This is a genomic window from Plantactinospora solaniradicis, from assembly GCF_042658085.1.
GTDB classification, from domain to species: domain Bacteria; phylum Actinomycetota; class Actinomycetes; order Mycobacteriales; family Micromonosporaceae; genus Plantactinospora; species Plantactinospora solaniradicis.
This window is the reverse complement of the sequence record NZ_JBHSPR010000054.1, coordinates 51,009-70,405: the sequence shown is the minus strand read 5'-3', so window position 1 is coordinate 70,405 and position 19,397 is coordinate 51,009. Positions and strand designations below refer to the sequence as shown.

Genomic DNA, 19,397 nt, shown 5'->3' with positions numbered 1-19,397 from the left:
TTATGCAGAAAACGATAAGCGGGGGCCCTTCCTTACATCTGGGCGGTGACGTGCCGGGCGGCGATCCGGGCCGCGCCGGCCGCCCCGTCACCGGCCAGTGTTCCGGATCGGCCGAGCCGGCGGCGGAGCCGTTCCTGTACGGCGTCGCGGATCTCGGGTACGCCGAGGAGGACGCCGCCGGCCAGCACCACCGGGCCGGGTCCCGGAGGCAGTGAGAGCAGGGTGTCGGTGAGCCGGTCGGCCGCCGTGTCGAGCAGCCCGGCGGCGGCCGGGTCGCCGTCCCGGGCGGCCCGGGTCACCAGTGGGGCCAGCGCGGCGACGTGGTCGCGGCCGAGTTGGTAGATCCCGGTCACGAAGGCGTCCGGGTCGGTGGTGTCGAGCCGTTCGCAGAGCGCGCCGGCCAGTGCACCGGCCGGTGGAGCCCGGTACAGCGCCCGTGCGGTCAGTTTCGCGGCGGCCAGGCCGATCCAGAAGCCGGAACCCTCGTCGCCCAGCAACCAGCCGAGCCCGTCGGCGATCCGCCCGACCGTGCCGTCGCGTACCTCGGCCGCGACCGCACCGGTGCCGGCGATCAGCACGGTGCCGCTGGCCGCCGTCGTTCCGGCGGCGAACGCCACCACCGCGTCGCCGACCGGTCGCATCGGGCAGGTCAGTCCGAGCCCGGTCCACTGCTCGGCGTACACGGCGGCCACCTGCGGGTCGGCCAGCCGCGCGACCCCGGCCAGCCCTACCACCGCGCCGACGACCCGGGCCGGGTCGGTGCCACCCAGGGCCGCCCGACCGGCTGCGGCGAGGGCGGCGGCGGCCTCGGCCGGGTCGGTGGCGACCGGGTTGCCGGCCAGCGCCCGGCCCTGCCCGACGATCCGACCGTCGAGAGTGGACAGCACGACGCGGGTCGTGGTGCCACCGCAGTCGGCGCCGAGCACGAGGGGGGCGGTCACGCTGCCGATGGTCCGCCGTGGACGGCGGGGTCCACAAGGGGTACGGAGCAAGAATGTCAAAACTCTTGACGGCGCGGGGTCAGTGGTCATATTTTTTTTCATCAACACGTCATGGTGAAAGGAATGCTGATGGAGGAGAGCGGGCTGCTGGGCCGGTTGCGTACCGAGCTGGCCACGATGCCGGTCGCCCTGCAGCGGGTCGCCGAACAGATCCTGATCGCGCCGGAGGAGACCGCCCGAGCGACGATCATCGACCTGGCCGAGCGGGCCGGCACCTCCACCGCGACCGTGACCCGGCTCTGCCGGGTTCTCGGCTACCGGGGCTACGCCCAACTCAGGGTGGCGGTCGCCACCGAGATCGGCCGCGCCGCACAGGCCCGCTGGGACACCGACATCGACCGGGAGATCGGACCCGACGACCCGCTCGACCACCTGCTGGCAGTGGTGGCCAGTGCCGACGCCCGCGCCATCCAGGACACCGCCGGACAGGTCGACCTCGGCGCGGTCGACCGGGTCGCCGGGGCCGTGGCCAGGGCCGACCGGGTCGACCTGTTCGGGCTCGGCAGCTCCGGCAACGCCGCCCGGGAGATGGCGTTCCGGCTGGAGCGGATCCGGATCCCGGTCTGGCACCGCGCCGACCCGCACACCGCGCTGACCAACGCCGCGCTGCTCGGTCCGGGCGACGTGGCGATCGGGCTGTCCCACAGCGGGCGTACCCGCGAGGTGATCGAGGTACTCGCCGAGGCCGCCGACCACGGCGCGCTCACCGTCGCGGTGACCTCGTTCCGGCGGTCCCCGCTGGCCGAGGTGGCCGACGTGGTCCTGACCACCGCCGTCCAGGAGACCACGTTCCGGCTGGCCGCGCTCTCGGCACTGCACTCCCAACTGCTGGTCCTGGACCTGATCTACGTCGCGGTCGCGCAACGGACCTACCAGCGCACCACCGAGGCGTTCGAGGTCACCGCCCGGGCCGTCGACGCACACCGGTTGCCGGACGAGTCGGCCCGGCCGGCACGCCGACCGATCAAGACCACGGAGGGGCCATGACCACCGACATCGGCGCAACCGCCTACCTGACCGCCGTCACCGAGGCGATCGGCCGGGTCGCCCGCACCCAGTCCGACGGGGTACGCGCGGCCGCGGACCTGATCACCGCCGCGCTCGACCGGGGCGGCGTGGTGCAGGCGTTCGGCTGCGGCCACTCCGAAGCGCTCTCGATGGAGATCGCCGGCCGGGCCGGCGGCCTGGTACCGACCAACCGGATCGCGCTGCGCGACCTCGTGCTGTACGGCGGCGCCGACCGCAGCGTCCTCGAGGACCCACTGCTCGAACGCGATCCGACGGTGGCGCACCGGCTCTACGAACTCGCGCCGATCAAGCCCGACGACGTCTTCGTGCTGACCTCCAACTCCGGCGTCAACGGCGTGATCGTCGAGTTCGCGCTGCTGCTCAAGGACCGGGGGCATCACCTGATCGGAATCACCTCGCTCGACCACACCGCACGGGTCGCCGCGAACCACCCGTCCGGGCGGCGGCTCGCCGACATCGCCGACGTCGTACTCGACAACGGCGCCCCGTACGGCGACGCCGCGCTGCCCATGCCCGGCGGCGGTGCCGTCGGGGCCATCTCCTCCATCACCGGTGCGTTGCTCGCCCAACAGGTCGTCGCGGAGGTCGTCGCCCGGCTGCTCGACTCGGGTGCCGTACCACCGGTCTACCTGTCGGGCAACGTCCCCGGTGGACAGAGCCACAACAGCGAGCTTGAGGCACGGTACGCCGGTCGCATCCGACGTACCGCCTAGCAGAAGGCGAGGCGCCGACATGTCCTCCTCCACCCCGTTCCGGCACCACCCGAGCCGACGTACCCTGCTGCGCGCCGCCGCCGTCGGACTGACCGCCCCGGCCCTGGCCGGCTGCGTGACCAGCGGCGGTGGGAAGGACGAGCCCGCCGCCGCCAAGGGCGAGACGAGCGCCGAGAACCCGCTCGGCGTACCCGCCTCGACCCCGCTGGAGGTGGTCATCTTCGACGGCGGCTACGGCGACGAGTACGCCACCAACGCCGAATCGCTCTACAAGGGACGCTTCCCCGGCGCCACCGTCGACCACAAGGCGATCCAGAAGGTCGGCGAGGCGTTGCAGCCGCGTTTCGTCGCCGACACCCCGCCGGACGTGGTCGACAACACCGGCGCCGGCCGACTCGACCTCGCCACCCTGGTGACGGCCGGAAAGCTGACCGATCTCACCGAACTGCTCGACGCGCCGTCCCTCGACGACCCCGGTACCCGGGTCCGGGACACCCTGCTGCCCGGAGTCGTCGCGGACGGCACCCTGGACGGCAAGGTCTACACGCTCAACTTCACCTACACCGTCTGGGGCCTGTGGTACTCCAGGCCCCTGTTCGACCGGCACGGCTGGAGCTACCCGACGACCTGGGCGGCGATGCTGGAGTTGTGTGGCGAGATCAAGAAAGCCGGCATCGCGCCGTGGACCTACCAGGGCAAGTACCCGGAGTACCTGAACGATCCGCTGCTCGCGATGGCGGCCAAGGCCGGCGGACCGGACCTGGTGAAGTCGGTGGACAACCTGCAACCGGGCGCCTGGAAGCAGCAGCCGCTGCTCGACGCGGCGACCGCGATCTCCGAACTGGCCGGTCGGGGCTACCTGCTCTCCGGTTCGGAGGCGCTGTCCCACACCGAGTCCCAGGCGGCGTGGTCGCAGGGCAAGGCCGCGATCATCCCGTGCGGTTCCTGGCTGGAGGCCGAGCAGAAGGGCGTCACCCCGGCCGGCTTCGACATGGTGATGGGCGCGGTGCCGTCGCTGGGCCCGGCCGACAAGTTGCCGTACGGAGCGGTGCAGGCGGCCAGCAGTGAGTCGTTCCTGGTACCGGCCAGGGCGAAGAACCCGCGCGGCGGGCTGGAGTTCCTCCGGGTGCTGTTCTCCGCCGCCAGCGCCCGGCGCTTCGCCGAACTCAACAGCACGCTGCCCAGCGTGGCCGGGGCCACCGAGGGGCTGACCGTGAGCAGTGGGCTCGGCTCGGTCCGGGCCGCGGTGCAGGCCGCCGGGACGAACACGATCAGCTACCGGTTCCGCACCTGGTACGCCCCGCTGGCCAAGGCCGTTGACGACGCCACCGGCGAACTTGCCACCCGTCGGATCACCCCCACCCAGTGGGCCGACCGGATCCAGAAGGCCGCCGACGCCGTCGCCGCCGACTCGTCCGTCACCAAGTACACCCGGTAGCTCCCGGTGACGGCCCTGCGGCACGGCAAGTACCGCTTCCTCGCCGGTGCGATCCTGCCCGCGCTGCTGCTGTACGCGGTCTTCGTGCTCTCCCCGTACACGCAGGCGTTCTATCTCGCCCTGACCGACTGGACCGGGGTCTCCGGCGAGGCGAGCTTCGTCGGGCTGGACAACTTCCGGCGGCTGTGGGGCGACGCGTCGTTCCTGGCGGCACTGCGCAACAACGGGGTGATGCTGCTGGTCGTGCCGGCCGTCACCATCCTGCTCGGCCTGCTGCTCGCGACGCTTGTCAACTTCGGTGGGCGCCGGAACAGCACGATGCTCGGCGGCATCAGGGGCGGTGAGTTCTACAAGATCGCCTACTTCTTTCCGCAACTGCTGTCGCTGCCGATCATCGCGGTGCTCTGGCAGTTCGTGTACCACCCGAACGAGGGGATGCTCAACGGCCTGCTCCGGGGCGTCGGCCTGGGCTCGCTCGCCCGGACCTGGCTCGGTGACCCGCACCTGGCGCTCTGGGCGGTGATGGCCGTGCTCGTCTGGTCGTCGGTCGGCTTCTACATGGTGCTGTTCTCGGCCGCGATGGAGTCGATCCCCCGGGAGGTGCTGGAGGCGGCGGTACTCGACGGGGCCGGTCGGCTCGCCACCCTGCGCCGGGTGATCCTGCCGCTGCTCTGGGACAACGTGCAGGTCGCCTTCGTCTACCTGGGCGTGCTGGCGCTCGACGGGTTCGCGGTCGTACAGATCATGACGGTCGGGCCCGGTGGCCCCGACGGGGCGACCGAGGTCATCGGGCTCGGCCTCTACCGCAACGCCTTCACCTACGGCCGGTTCGGGTACGCGGCCGCGATGGGGGTCGCGCTGTTCCTGCTGACCCTGGCCCTCGCCGTCGTGGCGATGCGGGCCGGCCGCCGGGAGCGGGTGGAACTGTCGTGACGACCCTGGTCGAACGCCCCGTGACCGCCACGACGCCGGCCCACCGACCCGGGCGACGCACCGGGCGGGCCGGCGACACGATGGCGCACCTGTTCCTGGTCGGCTGGGCCGCCCTGGTGACGCTGCCGCTGCTCTGGGCGGTGCTCAGTTCGCTGAAGACCGATCGGGAGATCCTGACCAGCCCGTGGACGGTGCCGGCCACCCCCCGATTCGACAACTGGTCCCGGGCCTGGAACCAGGCGTCGATCGGCAGCTACTTCCTGAACAGCACGATCGTGGTGGGCACCGCACTGGTCCTGACCATGCTGCTCGGCGCGCTGGTCGCGTACGCGTTGGCCCGGTACACGTTCCCCGGAAACCGCCTGCTCTACTACGTCTTCGTCTCGGGCCTGCTCTTTCCGGTCTTCCTCGCCCTGGTGCCGCTCTTCTTCGTGGTACGGCAACTCGGCCTGCTCGGCACCTACCCCGGGCTGATCCTGGTCTACACCGCGTACGCGCTGCCGTTCACCGTCTTCTTCCTGCACTCGTTCTTCCGGGCGCTGCCCTCGGCGCTGGCCGAGGCGGCGTTCCTCGACGGCTGCTCGCACTGGGGAGTGTTCTTCCGGGTGATGCTGCCACTGTCCCGGCCCGGCCTGGTCAGCGTCGGCATCTTCAACTTCCTCGGACTGTGGAACCAGTACCTGCTGCCGCTGGTGCTCAATCCCGACCCCGACCGCTACGTCCTGGCCCAGGGACTCGCGGCACTGTCGGTGAGCCAGGGCTACCGCAGCGACTGGAGTGGTCTGTTCGCCGGCCTCACCATCGCGATGCTGCCGGTCCTCGCCGCCTACGTCCTCTTCCAACGCCAGATCCGTACCGGCCTGACCGCCGGGGCGGTCCGATAACGCACCGTCGCGCCCGCGTTTCGCATGTGGTCGCGTCCGCACCTCCCACCTGGTCACGCCTGCGCCCGACCATCGTCGTCCGGGACGCAGTAACCCCCTTGTCGTTCCCCCTGGGAGGAGAACCCCGTGTCAGTCACACCCACCGCGAGAAGTCTCGCGGCCGGCGCGGCGGCCGTACTGGCCGCAGGCACCCTCGCCGGCATCACCGCGACCACCGCCGGTGCCACCGGGGCGGCGGCCCCCGCCGTCGCCGCCGCCAACTGCGGCGTGCTCTTCGACGACTTCGCGTACGCCTCGTCGTCGGACTCCGCGATCCCGGCCCGTGGTTGGACGGTCCGGACCAATGCCGGCGGCCCGGGTGTTCCGGGTGCGGCCTGGCCGGCGGCGAACGTCAGCTTCCCGACCGACGGCGGGCAGAAGGTGCTCCAACTGACCGCGAAGACCGACGGCACGGCCGGCGGTACGAGTCACGCGGAGTTCTTCCACCAGCGCAAGTTCTTCGAGGGCACCTATGCCAGCCGGGTCCGGTTCACCGATGCCCCACAGTCCGGGCCGGACGGGGACCACCTGGTCGAGACCTTCTTCACCATCACCCCGCTGGACCGCCCGCTCGACCCGAACTACGGCGAGATCGACTTCGAGTACCTGCCCAACGGCGGATGGGGTGAGCAGGGCCCGATCTTCTACCAGACGACCTGGGAGACGTACCAGAACGAGCCGTGGCAGGCCGACAACACCCACACCGCCCAGCGGACCAGCTTCGCCGGCTGGCACGACCTGGTCTTCACCGTCCGGGACGGGCGGGTGAAGTACTACGTGGACGGTCAGCAGGTGGCGGACCACGGCGACCGCTACTACCCGGAAACCCCGATGTCGATCAATTTCAACCTCTGGTTCATCGACCTCACCGGACGCACCGGCAGCGGCCTGGCGAGCTACATCCAGCAGGTGGACTACCTCTACTACGCCGACCGGGAGGTCATCACGACGACCGAGGCGAAGAACCGGGTCGCCGCGTACCGGGCGTCGGGGACCAGCCACGTGGATTCGGTGGGGAGCGGTGGCTCCTGCCCGACGGCCAACCCGACGACGTCTCCGACCACCCGACCGCCGACGACCCCGCCCACGACCCGGCCGCCGACCACGCCGCCGACCACCCAACCACCGGTCAACTGTGCCAGCGCGCCGGCCTGGGCCTGGGGGACCGTCTACCTCGAAGGTGCCCGGGTACGGCACAACGGGCGGCTGTGGCAGGCCAACTGGTGGACCCAGGGTTCCGAGCCCGGCCTGACCGCCCAATGGCGTGATCTCGGCCCCTGCTGATTGGGCCTGCTGATTGGGCCTGCTGATCGGGCCTGCTCAGCGGGCCTGCTGAGCGGGCCGTTGTCCCGGCTCTTCCGTCGATCGGTGTTCGCGGCGACGGAGGAGCCGGGCGCAGCGAGCCGAGACCGGTACGGAACGGCCCTCGCCGACGGGCGTCCTCGGCCGGCGCCGATCGTTCGCCTATAGGGGAAGCGACCGGAGCTTCGGGGGAGTGGGGGCGGTTACTCGATGGCGGGCGAGGATACGGCGGCGCTGTTGCGGCAGCCCGACGCGCCGAAGCGGGCGACCCTGCTGGAACTCCTGCTCGACGTGGTCTACGTCGCCGCCCTCGCCCTCATCTCGATGCGGCTGGCGGACGACGTCACCTGGCTCGGTGCGGCGCGGGTACTGGTGCTGCTGATGGCGGTCTGGTGGATCTGGTCGATCACCGCACTGCTGACCGACTTCTACAACCCGGAGCAACTCGGGATCCAGCTCGTCGTCGGCTGGGCCATGTTCGGCAGCATCGTGATGACGGCCGCTCTTCCGCACGCGTTCCGGCACCAGGGCTGGCTGTTCGCCGGGATCTACGTGGGGATCCACGTCGGGCGCGGGATCGCGCTGGTGTCCCTGCTGCGCGGACACGAGGCCCAGGCCCGCGCGGCCCGGTTCCTCGTCTGGTTCGTCGTCTCCGGCGTGGCCTGGCTCGCCGGAGCCTTCCTGCCGAACCCGATGCGACTCGTGCTCTGGGCCGTCGCCCTGATGATCGACTACGTCGGCGCCGCGCTGCGATATCCCACGCCCCGGCTCGGCCGGGTGCCGCTGGCCCAGTACGACAAGGCGAGTGAGCACCTCGGCGAGCGGTACCAGCAGTTCATCATCCTCGCCCTCGGCGACATCATCCTGGTGCCGGTGCTCCAGAACGACGGGCGGGGGTTCAACCCGGAGCGGCTGGGCGGACTACTGCTGGCATTCGCCACGATGCTCCTGCTCTGGCACATCTACGTCTACCGTGCCGGCGCGTTCCTGCAGATGGCGATCAGCAGCGGGCCGGGCCGGGCCACCCGCTGGGCGCCGTACACCCACATGCTCATGGTGGCCGGCATCGTGTCGACCGCCGCCGGGTTCGAACTCGTGATCAACGGGACCAGGGACCGCGCCGGACTTGGCTGGGTGATGGTGGTGGTCGGCGGGCCGACCCTGTTCCTGATCGGTCGAACGGTCTTCGAGTACGAGATCTTCGGCAGGTTCTCCTGGTCCCGGCTTCTCTGGCTGCTGGTTCTGGTCGGGATGACGCCGCTGCTGGTGTCTCCGCCACTGATCGTCGCGGCCGCCGTCACCGGTGCCGCCCTGCTCGGGGTCGGAATGTCGGACGCGCTCAGGGCGAAGCACGCGTCCTCGCCGGATGAGCACTCCGCGCGGCCGTGACCCAACTTTTTGCTGTTTCAGCAACGCCACTTGTCGAATCCGGGCTCACGGACGGACAGTTCGACGTGAGTGATGGTCGTCCGTCTGGTACGGCAGCACTCCGGAACCGGACAAGGAGGCACAGATGAACGGCACCTACGACGTAGTGGTGGTGGGCGGTGGTGCGGCCGGGCTCAGCGCCGGGCTGGCCCTGGCCCGGGCCCGTCGCGCGGTACTGGTGGTCGACGCCGGCACACCCCGTAACGCCCCGGCCGGACACGTGCACAACTACCTGGGCCGCGAGGGCACGCCGCCGGGTGAGCTGCTGGCCGTCGGGCGCGCGGAGCTGACCGGGTACGGCGGCGAGGTCGTGACCGGCCGAGCCGTGCTGGCCGAGTCGCTCGACGGCGGCCCGGACGGTACGCGCTTCCGGGTCGAACTCGCCGACGGTCGATCCGTGCTGGCGCGGCGGCTGCTGGTCGCCACCGGTCTGGTGGACGAGTTGCCGGACATCCCGGGGCTGCGCGAGCGCTGGGGTCGGGATGTGCTGCACTGCCCGTACTGCCACGGGTGGGAGGTCCGGGACCAGGCGATCGGCATCCTGGCAACCGGTCCGATGGCGACGCACCAGGCCCTGCTGTTCCGGCAGTTGAGCCCCGACGTGACGCTGTTCCAGCACACCGCCGCCCCGCCCAGCGCGGACGAGCGGGAGCAACTCGCCGCCCGGGGCATCCCGGTGGTGCCGGGCGAGGTCGTCGCGCTGGAGCTGGTCGACGACCGGCTGACCGGCGTCCGGCTGCGCTCGGGAGAGGTCGTTCCGCGTCAGGCCGTGGCGTTGCTGCCCCGGTTCACCGCCCGCGCCGAGCTGCTCGCCCCACTCGGGCTGGAGCCGACCGAGCTGCGGGTCGACGGGCACGTCACGGGTAGCTACGTACCCGCCGATCCGACCGGAGCGACCTCGATCCCCGGCGTCTGGGTGGCCGGCAACGTGGCGGACGTACGGGCAGGCGTGATCAACGCCGCTGCGGCGGGCCTGAACGTCGCCGCGGCGGTCAACGCCGACCTCGTCGCCGAGGACACCCGGCGGGCGGTCGCGGAACACCGGCGCGGGTCAACCTCGTCCGCAGGCCCGGCCGGCACGCCGGTCGAGCCCTCCTCTGCCGAGTCCTTATCGGCGGAGCCCTTCTCGATCGAGCTGGAGCGGGAGATGTCCGAGCGGGTGCTCGGGGACCGCCGGCACGGCTGACCAGCCGTGCCGGCGTCAGTCGACCGGTGGCGGCACCCGCTTCCGGCCTTCCAGGGCGGTCGCCGGCTCCTCGCCCTCGCTTTTGGCGGCCGGGCTCTCGCCCTCGCTCTTGCCGACCGGGCTCTCGCCCTCGGCGGTGTCGGCCCGAGGCTCGCCCTCGGGGGTGCCGGCCGGCTGTCCGGCTTCCGGGGCCAGGGCCCGGCGCTTCCGGATCAGCCGGAATCCGACCGGTGCGAGCAGGGCCAGCACGGTGGCCGCGAACAGCGTTCCGGAGATCGGGCGGGTGACGAAGCCGGTCGGGTCACCGTCGAAGATCCGCATCGACTGCCGGAACGCGGTCTCCAGGATGCTGCCGAGGACGAATGCCAGCACCAGCGGGCCGGGCTCGAAGCCGGTCTTCTTCATCAGGTACCCGACCACACCGAAGAAGATCACCAGCAGCATGTCGAAGGTGCTGTTGTTGACGGTGTAGACGCCGAGCATCGTCACCATCACCACGATCGGGGCGAGGATGCTGTCGCGCACCGACACGAGCCGGACGAAGACGCCCACCAACGGAACGCTGAGGATCAGCAGGAATATGTTGCCGATGTACATCGAGTCGACAACGCCCCAGAAGACCTCGGGATTCTCGTTGATCAGGCGGGGGCCGGGCGGGATGCCCTGGAGCAGCAGTGCGCCGAAGATCAGTGCCATCACCGGGTTGGTCGGGATGCCCAGCGTCAGCAGCGGAATGAACGACGACGTCGCGGCGGCGTTGTTCGCCGTCTCCGGCGCCGCCACGCCCTCGATGGCGCCCCGGCCGAACCGTTCCGGGGTCTTGCTGCGGCGCTTCTCCAGGGCGTAGGCCGCCATCGACGACAGCACACCGCCGCCGCCGGGCAGCAGGCCGATGACGAAACCGACCACCGAGCCCCGGCCCACGGCTCCGCGCGACTGTCGCCAGTCCGCGCGGGACGGCCACACGTTGCTGACCGTCGGCTTCGGCAGCCGGTTCCGGGCCCGGTGTTCGAGGTGGTACAGGATCTCGCCGAGCCCGAACAGACCCATCGCGAGGGCGACGAAGTCGACGCCGTCGGCCAGGTTGATGCTGCCGAACGTGAACCGTGGCGAGGCGAACAGCGGATCCGGCCCCATGGCGGCGAGCAGCAGGCCCAGCGCGGCGGCGGCCAGGCTCTTCGCGGTCGACACCGTGCCGAGGGTGGCGACCAGCAGGATTCCCATGGCGGCCAGCACGGCGTTCTCCGGCGGCCCGAACCCGAGCGAGAACCGGGCCAGCAGCGGGGCGATCAGGGTCAGCCCGACGATGCTGACCGTGCCGCCGATGAACGATCCGATCGCCGCGATGCCGAGTGCCGAGCCGGCCCGGCCCTGCCGCGCCATCTGGTACCCGTCGATGGTGGTGATGACGGTGGCCGCCTCGCCGGGCAGCCGCAGCAGGACCGAGGTGATCGTGCCGCCGTACATCGCGCCGTAGTAGATGCCGGCGAGGAGGATGATCGCCGATTCGGCCGGGATCTCGTAGGTGATCGGCAGCAGCAGGGCGATCGTCGCGACCGGACCGAGGCCCGGCAGGACACCGATCACCATCCCGATCACGACACCGGCGAGGACGTACAGCAGATTGACCGGGGTGAACACCACCCCGAAGCCGGAGAGGACGGGGTCGAGGAAGTCCACTCAGAAGGCCAATCTCGGTAACGGGACGCCGAGTCCGGTGATGAACAGCAGATAGAGCGCCAGCGTGGTGGAGGCGCTGACCGCGGCGGTGACCAACCAGGACTCCCGGCCGAGGACCTTCAGCCACAGCACCATGAGCAGCAGGGTCGGGATCTCGAAGCCGATCCGGCTGATCAACAGGACGAAGACGACCAGCCCGGCGAGGCCCACGGCGATCCCGATCGCGCCCCGACTGAACTGTTCGGCGTCCCGCGTCCCGCGCTCGAAGATCAGCGTCCACGAGCCGGCACCGACCAGGAGCAGGCTGGCCAGCGCGGGCCAGAGACCCGGCCCCGCCTCCACCGGCGTGCCGAGGGAGAGCGAGACCGAGTACGCCAGGCACGCCAGCCCCAGCGCGATCGGCACCACGGCGGCGACGAGCTGCCCCAGCCGGCCGGCGGGCGGGATGTCGGTCGGCATCGCCTCCGGTAGGGCCGGTGGAGGCACCTCGTCGAGGTCCGCCCGACTCATTTCGGCTGGAGTCCGAACCGGTCGATCAACACCTTGTACCGGTCGAAGTCTCCCTTGATCTTGCTCGCCACCTCGGCGCCCTCGACCTCGAACCGGTCGATGAAGTTCTTCTTGAGGAAGGCGTCGTACTCCGGATCCTTGACCGCCTCGCGGAACGCCTTCTGTAGCGCCGTCACCGCATCGTCGGAGATCGACTTCGGTCCGGCGATGAAGCGTGCCTGGTCGACCGTCAGGTCGAACCCCTTCTCCTTCGCGGTCGGCAGATCCGGCAACGACGGGCTGCGCTGCTGGCTGAACACCCCGAGCCAGCGCAGTTCCCCGGACTCCACCAACCGCATCGACTCGGCCGGCTGCGAGGCGCCGATGTCCACCTGCTTGCCCAGTACGGCGGTGACGGCCGGGCCGCCCCCGCCGAACGGGACGTCGGCGGCGTTGATGCCGGCGAGCTTGTAGAAGGCGGTCTGTGCGAAGTACGCCCCGGTGCCCACACCGGAATGGCCGTACGTGATCCGCCGACCGCTGTCCTTGAGCGCGATGACGTCGTCGAGAGTCTTGAACGGGGAGTCCTTGTGCGCCACGAGAACGATGTTCTCGACCGTCAGCCCGATGACCACCCGCAGGTCGTCGAGCGAGACCGTGTCGGCGTTCTTGACCAACTGTGGAGTGAGCGTGAACAGCGAGCTCGGTGGGAAACCGATCTTGTAGCCGTCGCCCTGGGCGGCGGCCACCTCCTTGGTGCCGACGGCGGCAGCCGCGCCGTCCCGGTTGACGATCACCATCGAGTGGCCGAGCGGCTCCTCGATCGCCTTGCCGAGCGTCCGCGCGATGAGGTCCGTGCTGCCGCCCGGTGCGAACGGCACGATCAGTTCGACCGACCGTTGCGGGTACGCCGAGTCGCCCTCGCCGTCGCCGCTGCCGGTCTGCACACCGCACCCCGCGAGGAACGTTCCCGCGCCGAGCCCCACACCCAGTCTCAGGGCGGCACGCCTGTTCATGGCGTGCCCCAAAGCCGAATCGGTCACTGGTTCCCCCTGGCGGTTCAGGTTGGAGATCCTGTCCGGTGAAACGTGTCATCTTGATACCCGCCGATCTTCGGGCTGTCAATCACACCGGCGCCACCCGGACCGAAGCGGACGCAGTGGGAACGGCATCCACTCCGGTCAGTGCGAGACAGCCTCACACCCGCCCGTTCCCGGGGGATGCTGTGCTCGGCTCTCCCTCGATTGGCATGGTCGGGGTGGGACCGCCGCCTCGACCGCGCATGGCGGTGACGATCAGGTCGACGGCGAGGAAGCCGAGCAGGGTGACACCGAGCACCGGCAGCGCCACCCCGACCGCGACAGTGGACAGCGCACCGGCGAGCAGTAGCGGCCGCCGCAGCAGCCGCCAGCCGCCGCGGGCCGGCGGGACGCCGACCGGAGCGCGCCGGTCGGCCCGGAGCGGACGCCGTTGCCACCACATCCGGTAGCCCCAGACGATCACGCAGAGCAGGCCGACAGCGAGCGCGGCGAGCAGGATCTGGTTGACGAGGCCGAACAGGTAGCCCATGTGGGCCTGCACTCCGAGCTTGGACAGTTGTGAGAGCAGTGGCCAGTCCGCGAAGTCGCTCCGGTCGACCACACCGGCGTCCGGGTCGACCACGATCCGGTCCAGACGTACCGGCCACGAGCGATCGTTCTCGGCGACCAGCCAGCCCTGGCCCGCCGCCGCGGGCACGGTGACCTCGATCGGCCCGGTGATCCCGGCCGCGCCGGCGTGCCGTAGCACCGCGTCGATCGCCGTGATGTCCACGACGGCGCCCGGTCCGGCCGCACCCTCGTGGTGCCCGGCACCGCTGGGCGGGGACGGCGGTGCCGCGTCCGGCAGCGTGGTGTCCATGGTCGGGCTGTGCGCCCGCAACGTGGAGAGTGCGGTGCTGAAGTTCGCACCGGCCCAGCGCGACCAGGTCAGCCCGGTCGCGGACAGGAACAGCAGGCCGACCGCGAGCCACACCCCGAGCGAGGCGTGCCAACCCCGGGTCCGCCGTACGCCCCGGGCGGTGAGGTCCGGCAGCAGGAGCCTGCGGGCACGCCTACGGGCGGTCCACTGCCGGTGCAGCCACAGGGTGAGGCCGCCGAGCACCAGCACCCACAGCCAGCTCGCGGCGACCTCGGAGTAGACCCGGCCGACGGCGCCGAGGTGCAGGTTGCGATGCAGGTCGTCGACCCAGGTCATCAGCGGGGTCTCGCCGAACCAGGTGACGAGGGTCCCCCGGATCCGCAGGGTGTACGGGTCCACGTACACGGTGTGCTGCCGTTCCCCGAGCTCCGGCATGGTGAACACGACCCGGGTGGTGGCGTCCGGGGCAGCGGCCGGTAGCACCGCGGCCAGGGTGCCGTCCGGGTGCGCGGCCACCGCCGCGGCCACCTGCGCCGACACCGGATTCGCCCGGTCGCCGACCTGCGCCACCCGCAGCTCGTCCCGGTAGACCAGCGAGTCGAGCTGCGGGGTGAACACGAACGCCAGACCGGTCAGCGCGGCCACGGCGAGGAACGGGGCGACGAGGATTCCCGCGTAGAAGTGCAGCCGGGTGATCAACGGGGTCGGTGACCACGACCGACGGGGCACGGTAACCGGACCCCGGGCCGGTTCGGGCGGGGCGGCCGGAGCGGCCCCGACCGACACGTCGGATGGCGTATTGGACACAATGGACTCCCTGTCGCGGCGGCGCGCCGGGCGCGTACGGTCGGCACTCGACCGTCTGCAGGATCAGTCGCTCCGCCGGTCCGACAAGTTCCCAATCAATTCATAGACATGAATGTATGCCGCATTCACGTCCGGGCGGGCGGGTCGGCCGCCTTACCGCCTCGCCGCCTCGCCACCTCGCCGGCCCGGGTCACGCGACCCGGGCGACCGCCCCGGCGGGTGGGTCCGGCACGGCACCCGGGTGCAGGATCGCGGCGATCGCCTCGACCCCGTCGACGAGGCGGGGACCGGGTCGTACCACCAGACCGTCCGCGTCGACCGCCCACACCGGAACGCCCGGAAGCCGCTCCGTAACGACCCGGGCCTGGCGGGCCGCGCCGTCGAGGTGGAAGCCGCACGGCGTGACGAGGACGATGTCCGGCGCGGCGTCGGTGAACTCCTGCCAGGTGGTCTCCACCGAGCGGGCGGCCGGGCGGGCGGCCACCGGCTCGCCCCCGGCGGCCCGGATCAGGTCGGGCACCCAGTGTCCGGCGGTGAACGGCGGCTCGACCCACTCCACGACCGCGACCCGGGGCCGTGGCCGGTCCCGTACGGCCGAGGCGACCGCCGCGAGCCGGGACCGGAGTCCGGCGACCAGTCGCTCGGCCCGGTCGGGCACGCCGGTCCGGTCGCCGACCGCGACGATGGTGTCGAGGACCTCGTCCAAGGTGTACGGATCGAGTGACAGCACGTCGGCCCGGCAGCCGAGATAGTCGAGGGCGTTCTCGACGTGGTCCGACGGCAGGGCGCACACCCGGCACAGGTCCTGGGTCAGGATCAGCTCCGGATCGAGCCCGGCCAGCGCGTCGGCGTGCAGGGTGTACAGGTCGGCACCTGCCGCCAGTTGCGCCTTCACGTATTTGTCGATCTCGCCGGGGGTCATTCCCCGGGTGTCCCGGCCGCCGACCACGACGGCCTTGTCGGTACGGGCGGACGGCGGCTCGTCGCACTCGAAGGTCACGCCGACGAGATCGTTCCCGAGACCGAGGGCATAGACGATCTCCGTCGCGGACGGTAGCAACGACACCAGGCGCATCCGACCATCGTGCCTGCCCGGAGTAGTCCCCTCGGACCCGCCCCCGGGGTCGCGGTCTCGTTTCGGTCAGCCGATCGGTTCCGCCGGCCGGGTCGGTGCGGCGGATTCTTCGTCGGTCGACTCCGCCGGGAGAATCTGCCGCTCCGTCAGCAGCCGGCGCACGACCTCGCCGGCCAGGGTGATGGCCGCAGTGCCCGCCATGAGGGCGAGGGTCGACTGGTCCAGCACGGCGGCCCCGATGGAGAGGCCCACGAGCAGCAGTTCGACTCCGAGCAGGACGACGACCACCGAGGTCGCCGGCCCGGCGGGGCCCGTACCTCGTCCGTCCGGTGGTGTCCGGTGGCCTGAGGCTGGGTGGCGACGGCCCAACATTGACATAAGGCAATCATCCGGGTTCGCAGGGTGGCGCGCAAGTGCAGATGCACGTGCATTTGCACTTGCGTCGGCCGCTCACGGCGCCGATCCGACCGCTCGACGGAAGATCCGCCACACCCCCCGAGGAGCCAACCGCATCCCGTCGTAGGGTGGCCCTTCCGTGCCACTGGCCCCGACCGCTGGAGGATGCTTCGATGCCGTCCGACTCCGACCCGCAGATCAGGCGGCACCGCAGCACGGACGTCACGTTGACCGTGACCGAGAACGGGGTACCGGCGGCCGACCGCGAGGTGGTGGTCGCCCAGCGCAACCACGAATTCCTCTTCGGCTGCACCGGTTTCGAGTTCATCCCGCTGGCCAACGGCGAACTCACGACGGGTCCGGCGACCGGTCCGGGTGGCGGGCCGGGATCGCTGGGCGAGGCCGATGCGGGGCCGGTCGAGCGGCTGGCCGACCTCTGGCTCGATCTGTTCAACTTCGCGACGCTGCCGTTCTACTGGGGCCGTTTCGAGCCGACCCGGGGCCAGCCGGACACCGCACGGTTGCGCGAGACGGCGCGATGGTTCGCCGACCGGGGCTGCGTGGTCAAGGGCCATCCGCTGGCCTGGCACACGGTGAGCGCGGAGTGGCTCACGGAACTGTCCAATCCGGAGATCGTCGAGGCGCAGGCGGCGCGGATCCGTCGGGAGTCGACCGACTTCGCCGGCCTGATCGACATGTGGGACGTCATCAACGAGGCCGTGATCATGCCGATCTTCGACAAGTACGACAACGGCCTCACCCGGATCTGTCGCGAGATGGGCCGGATCCCGATGATCCGGATGGTCTTCGACGCGGCGCGCGAGGCCAACCCGCAGGCCACGCTGCTGCTCAACGACTTCGACATGTCCGCCGCGTACGAGTGCCTGATCGAGGGCGTGCTCGAGGCGGGGATCACCATCGACGCGCTCGGGTTGCAGAGCCACATGCACCAGGGCTACTGGGGCGAGGAGAAGACGCTCGACGTCCTCGACCGGTTCTCCCGGTACGGGCTGCCGATCCACTTCACCGAGACCACCATCCTCTCCGGCGAGTTGATGCCGGCGGAGATCGTGGACCTGAACGACTACCAGGTTTCGGAGTGGCCCAGCACACCGGAGGGGGAGGCGCGGCAGGCCGACGAGATCGTCCGGCACTACCGGACCCTGCTGTCGCATCCGTCGGTGCGGGCGATGACGTACTGGGGGATCGCGGACGGCGGCTGGCTGGGCGCACCCGGTGGCTTCGTCCGGGCCGACGGCACGCCGAAGCCCTCCTACGACGCGCTGCACTCCCTCGTCAAGGGCGACTGGTGGCTCCCACCGACGACCTTCCGCACCGACGCCCACGGCCAGCTCCGCCTCACCGCCTTCCTCGGCGAGTACGAACTGAGCGCCGCCGGCAAGACAACAACCTTCCGCCTAACCACCCCCACCACCGCAGCCTCCGTCGAGGTACAGGTGTAAGGAAGGGCCCCTTCTTATCGCTTTTTGTAGAAGAAGGGGCCCTTCTTAACAGGGGTGCGCGCGAGGGCTACTCGCCGGAGGGGGCGGTGAGCGGCACGCCGAGTCGGACCGGGGTACCGAAGTTCGGCGTACCGTCGCTGTTCCAGGTGAACTTCTGGGCCCGGGTCGAGCGGTTCATGTCGCATCCGCCGCTGGCCGACTCGTTGGCGTGGTAGACGATCCAGTCCTCGGTGCCGTCCGGCGACTTGAAGAAGCCGTTGTGGCCCGGCGCGAAGACGCTGTTGGCGTCGCTGCGCTGGAACACCGGATTCGGGCTCTTCGTCCAGGACGACGCGCTGAGCGGATTGCTGCCGGTGAGGGTGAGCAGGCCGAGCTTGTAGTCCGGTCCCCAGCAGGCGCTGGCGGAGTAGACGATCATCGTCCGGCCGTTCCGGTAGAGCGGTTCGGGGCCTTCCGCCACCGCACCGGTCTGCCGCTCCCAGCTCAGCGTCGGCGACGTCAGCCGGACCCGGGATCCGCTGAGCGTCCACGGGTTGCTCATCGGGGTGATGAACAGGCTCTGGCCGTAGCTGCCGCCGGCGTTGTAGGTGCCCAGCAGGTAGAGGCTGTTGTTCACCCGCAGCACGCTGGCGTCGAGCTGCCAGTCACTGCCCAGGTCGGCCCTGAAGGTGTACGGCCCCATCGGGTCGGTGCCGGCACTTTCCAGTACGTGCAGCCGCTGGGTCGGGTTGTAGTCGCTGACGTTCTGCCCGGCGACGTAGTACATGTACCACCGGTTGCCGTTGGGGCCGTTGATGAGGTGGAACTCCGGCGCCCACATGTTGCAGCAGCCGTTCGCCCGGCCGGAGAGATTGAAGACCACCTGGTCCGCGGCGCTGGACAGGCCGGCGAGGGTCCGGGACCGGCGCATGGTGATGGTGGAGTTCCAGGTGGTCGTCGCGAGGTAGTAGTACCCGTTGTACTGCTGGAGCCAGGGATCCGGCCCGTTGCGTTTGATCGGGTTGGTGAAGGTGCCGGAGCCACCGGGGGGTGTGGTCGGGGTGCCGCCGACCGAACCCACGTTGACCATCTGCCACTGCTGGTTGGCGCCGTCGAGGTCCTGGTACTGCGTGACCATCGCGCCGTCGGCGGTGGACCACTCCCACACGTCGAGCGCCTTGCCGCTGCTCCGGTTGATCAGCCGTACGTAGCCGCCGGCCGAGTCGGCCAGCCGGAAGTGCTGCCGGGTGCTGCCGCTGTCGGCGTTCTGCACCAACTGCACCCCGTCGTTGGAGTTGGGTAGTTCGAGGACCTTGCCGCTGTGCCGGGACTGCACCCGGTAGTAGCCGCCACCGGCGTCGAGGAAGCGCCACTGCTGCCAGTTGCCGTCGTTGCGGGTGTACTGGTTGACCGGCGCACCGTCGGTGGTGGCCAGGTTGTAGACGTCGAGGGCCTTGCCGCTGTTCCGGTTGACCAGCACGTAGTAGACGTTCGGGTCGGCGGTCGCCGCCGAGGCCGTCGGGCCGGCGACCAGCACACCGGCGGCGACGACCATGGCGGCGACGCCGACGGCGAGCCCGGCTCGCCAACCTCGCCAGCGGGGCCGGTCGGGCCGGCTCTCCGGGGTCGGTGTCATGGGGGTACTCCCTACGTTTC

General features: G+C 70.7%; 17 protein-coding genes. 9 read left to right on the top strand and 8 right to left on the bottom strand.

Going from position 1 to position 19,397, the window contains the following annotated elements:
* Positions 1 to 32: 32 nt before the first annotated feature.
* The gene (locus tag ACFP2T_RS38120) at positions 33 to 941 is read right to left on the bottom strand and encodes an N-acetylglucosamine kinase (RefSeq protein ID WP_377430910.1); all 909 of its coding nucleotides are present in this window, start codon (positions 939 to 941) and stop codon (positions 33 to 35) included.
* 111 nt (positions 942 to 1,052) lie between these two features.
* Between ACFP2T_RS38120 and ACFP2T_RS38115 the strand changes: the two genes are divergently transcribed.
* The 8 genes from ACFP2T_RS38115 to ACFP2T_RS38080 all read left to right on the top strand — a co-directional run bounded on the left by ACFP2T_RS38115 (position 1,053) and on the right by ACFP2T_RS38080 (position 9,953).
* The gene (locus tag ACFP2T_RS38115) at positions 1,053 to 1,988 is read left to right on the top strand and encodes a MurR/RpiR family transcriptional regulator (RefSeq protein WP_377430907.1); all 936 of its coding nucleotides are present in this window, start codon (positions 1,053 to 1,055) and stop codon (positions 1,986 to 1,988) included.
* A complete protein-coding gene (locus ACFP2T_RS38110; RefSeq protein WP_377430904.1) occupies positions 1,985 to 2,743 on the top strand; it encodes a sugar isomerase domain-containing protein in 759 nt (252 codons plus the stop codon). The genes ACFP2T_RS38115 and ACFP2T_RS38110 overlap by 4 nt, the downstream gene beginning before the upstream one ends.
* Positions 2,744 to 2,762: 19 nt before the next feature.
* Positions 2,763 to 4,181, top strand: a complete 1,419-nt coding sequence (gene ngcE, locus ACFP2T_RS38105; protein WP_377430903.1) for an N-acetylglucosamine/diacetylchitobiose ABC transporter substrate-binding protein — start codon at positions 2,763 to 2,765, stop codon at positions 4,179 to 4,181.
* 15 nt (positions 4,182 to 4,196) lie between these two features.
* Positions 4,197 to 5,114, top strand: coding sequence for a carbohydrate ABC transporter permease (locus ACFP2T_RS38100; RefSeq protein WP_377431254.1), 918 nt, complete (start codon positions 4,197 to 4,199; stop codon positions 5,112 to 5,114).
* Positions 5,115 to 5,194: 80 nt separating this feature from the next.
* Positions 5,195 to 5,998 carry a carbohydrate ABC transporter permease gene (locus ACFP2T_RS38095; protein WP_377431251.1) on the top strand — a complete coding sequence of 268 codons (804 nt, stop codon included), beginning with the start codon at positions 5,195 to 5,197 and terminating at the stop codon, positions 5,996 to 5,998.
* A 126-nt stretch (positions 5,999 to 6,124) separates the two neighbouring features.
* The gene (locus tag ACFP2T_RS38090; protein WP_377430900.1) at positions 6,125 to 7,321 is read left to right on the top strand and encodes a carbohydrate-binding protein; all 1,197 of its coding nucleotides are present in this window, start codon (positions 6,125 to 6,127) and stop codon (positions 7,319 to 7,321) included.
* A 228-nt stretch (positions 7,322 to 7,549) separates the two neighbouring features.
* A complete protein-coding gene (locus tag ACFP2T_RS38085; RefSeq protein ID WP_377430897.1) occupies positions 7,550 to 8,728 on the top strand; it encodes a low temperature requirement protein A in 1,179 nt (392 codons plus the stop codon).
* A 124-nt stretch (positions 8,729 to 8,852) separates the two neighbouring features.
* Complete coding sequence (locus ACFP2T_RS38080) at positions 8,853 to 9,953, top strand: NAD(P)/FAD-dependent oxidoreductase (protein ID WP_377430895.1); 1,101 nt, start codon at positions 8,853 to 8,855, stop codon at positions 9,951 to 9,953.
* Positions 9,954 to 9,968: 15 nt separating this feature from the next.
* Here ACFP2T_RS38080 and ACFP2T_RS38075 read toward each other — a convergent pair whose 3' ends face one another.
* From ACFP2T_RS38075 to ACFP2T_RS38050, 6 genes are all read right to left on the bottom strand, one after another.
* Positions 9,969 to 11,633 (bottom strand): tripartite tricarboxylate transporter permease, encoded by a 1,665-nt coding sequence (locus ACFP2T_RS38075; protein ID WP_377430892.1) that lies wholly within the window; start codon positions 11,631 to 11,633, stop codon positions 9,969 to 9,971.
* A complete protein-coding gene (locus ACFP2T_RS38070; protein WP_377430889.1) occupies positions 11,634 to 12,143 on the bottom strand; it encodes a tripartite tricarboxylate transporter TctB family protein in 510 nt (169 codons plus the stop codon). It lies immediately after the preceding gene.
* Positions 12,140 to 13,138 carry a Bug family tripartite tricarboxylate transporter substrate binding protein gene (locus tag ACFP2T_RS38065; RefSeq protein WP_377430886.1) on the bottom strand — a complete coding sequence of 333 codons (999 nt, stop codon included), beginning with the start codon at positions 13,136 to 13,138 and terminating at the stop codon, positions 12,140 to 12,142. The genes ACFP2T_RS38070 and ACFP2T_RS38065 overlap by 4 nt, the downstream gene beginning before the upstream one ends.
* A gap of 181 nt (positions 13,139 to 13,319) precedes the next feature.
* Complete coding sequence (locus tag ACFP2T_RS38060) at positions 13,320 to 14,828, bottom strand: PepSY-associated TM helix domain-containing protein (RefSeq protein ID WP_377430884.1); 1,509 nt, start codon at positions 14,826 to 14,828, stop codon at positions 13,320 to 13,322.
* A 190-nt stretch (positions 14,829 to 15,018) separates the two neighbouring features.
* The gene (locus ACFP2T_RS38055; RefSeq protein WP_377430881.1) at positions 15,019 to 15,903 is read right to left on the bottom strand and encodes an ABC transporter substrate-binding protein; all 885 of its coding nucleotides are present in this window, start codon (positions 15,901 to 15,903) and stop codon (positions 15,019 to 15,021) included.
* A 66-nt stretch (positions 15,904 to 15,969) separates the two neighbouring features.
* The gene (locus ACFP2T_RS38050; RefSeq protein WP_377430878.1) at positions 15,970 to 16,191 is read right to left on the bottom strand and encodes a hypothetical protein; all 222 of its coding nucleotides are present in this window, start codon (positions 16,189 to 16,191) and stop codon (positions 15,970 to 15,972) included.
* A gap of 281 nt (positions 16,192 to 16,472) precedes the next feature.
* On the opposite strand from ACFP2T_RS38050, the gene ACFP2T_RS38045 reads away from it, so the two are divergent.
* Positions 16,473 to 17,762 carry an endo-1,4-beta-xylanase gene (locus ACFP2T_RS38045; protein ID WP_377430876.1) on the top strand — a complete coding sequence of 430 codons (1,290 nt, stop codon included), beginning with the start codon at positions 16,473 to 16,475 and terminating at the stop codon, positions 17,760 to 17,762.
* A 67-nt stretch (positions 17,763 to 17,829) separates the two neighbouring features.
* Here the strand turns inward: ACFP2T_RS38045 and ACFP2T_RS38040 are convergent, their stop codons facing one another.
* Positions 17,830 to 19,377 (bottom strand): family 43 glycosylhydrolase, encoded by a 1,548-nt coding sequence (locus ACFP2T_RS38040; RefSeq protein WP_377430873.1) that lies wholly within the window; start codon positions 19,375 to 19,377, stop codon positions 17,830 to 17,832.
* Positions 19,378 to 19,397 lie beyond the last annotated feature (20 nt).

Bases quoted from the DNA above. Each gene is read 5' to 3' on its own strand.
- ACFP2T_RS38095 (WP_377431251.1), top strand. From the start codon at position 5,195: ATGGCGCACCTGTTCCTGGTCGGCTGGGCCGCCCTGGTGACGCTGCCG.
- ACFP2T_RS38070 (WP_377430889.1), bottom strand. From the start codon at position 12,143: ATGAGTCGGGCGGACCTCGACGAGGTGCCTCCACCGGCCCTACCGGAG.
- ACFP2T_RS38065 (WP_377430886.1), bottom strand. From the start codon at position 13,138: ATGAACAGGCGTGCCGCCCTGAGACTGGGTGTGGGGCTCGGCGCGGGA.
- ngcE (WP_377430903.1), top strand. From the start codon at position 2,763: ATGTCCTCCTCCACCCCGTTCCGGCACCACCCGAGCCGACGTACCCTG.
- ACFP2T_RS38115 (WP_377430907.1), top strand. From the start codon at position 1,053: ATGGTGAAAGGAATGCTGATGGAGGAGAGCGGGCTGCTGGGCCGGTTG.
- ACFP2T_RS38080 (WP_377430895.1), top strand. From the start codon at position 8,853: ATGAACGGCACCTACGACGTAGTGGTGGTGGGCGGTGGTGCGGCCGGG.
- ACFP2T_RS38110 (WP_377430904.1), top strand. From the start codon at position 1,985: ATGACCACCGACATCGGCGCAACCGCCTACCTGACCGCCGTCACCGAG.
- ACFP2T_RS38045 (WP_377430876.1), top strand. From the start codon at position 16,473: ATGCCGTCCGACTCCGACCCGCAGATCAGGCGGCACCGCAGCACGGAC.
- ACFP2T_RS38055 (WP_377430881.1), bottom strand. From the start codon at position 15,903: ATGCGCCTGGTGTCGTTGCTACCGTCCGCGACGGAGATCGTCTATGCC.
- ACFP2T_RS38040 (WP_377430873.1), bottom strand. From the start codon at position 19,377: ATGACACCGACCCCGGAGAGCCGGCCCGACCGGCCCCGCTGGCGAGGT.
- ACFP2T_RS38085 (WP_377430897.1), top strand. From the start codon at position 7,550: ATGGCGGGCGAGGATACGGCGGCGCTGTTGCGGCAGCCCGACGCGCCG.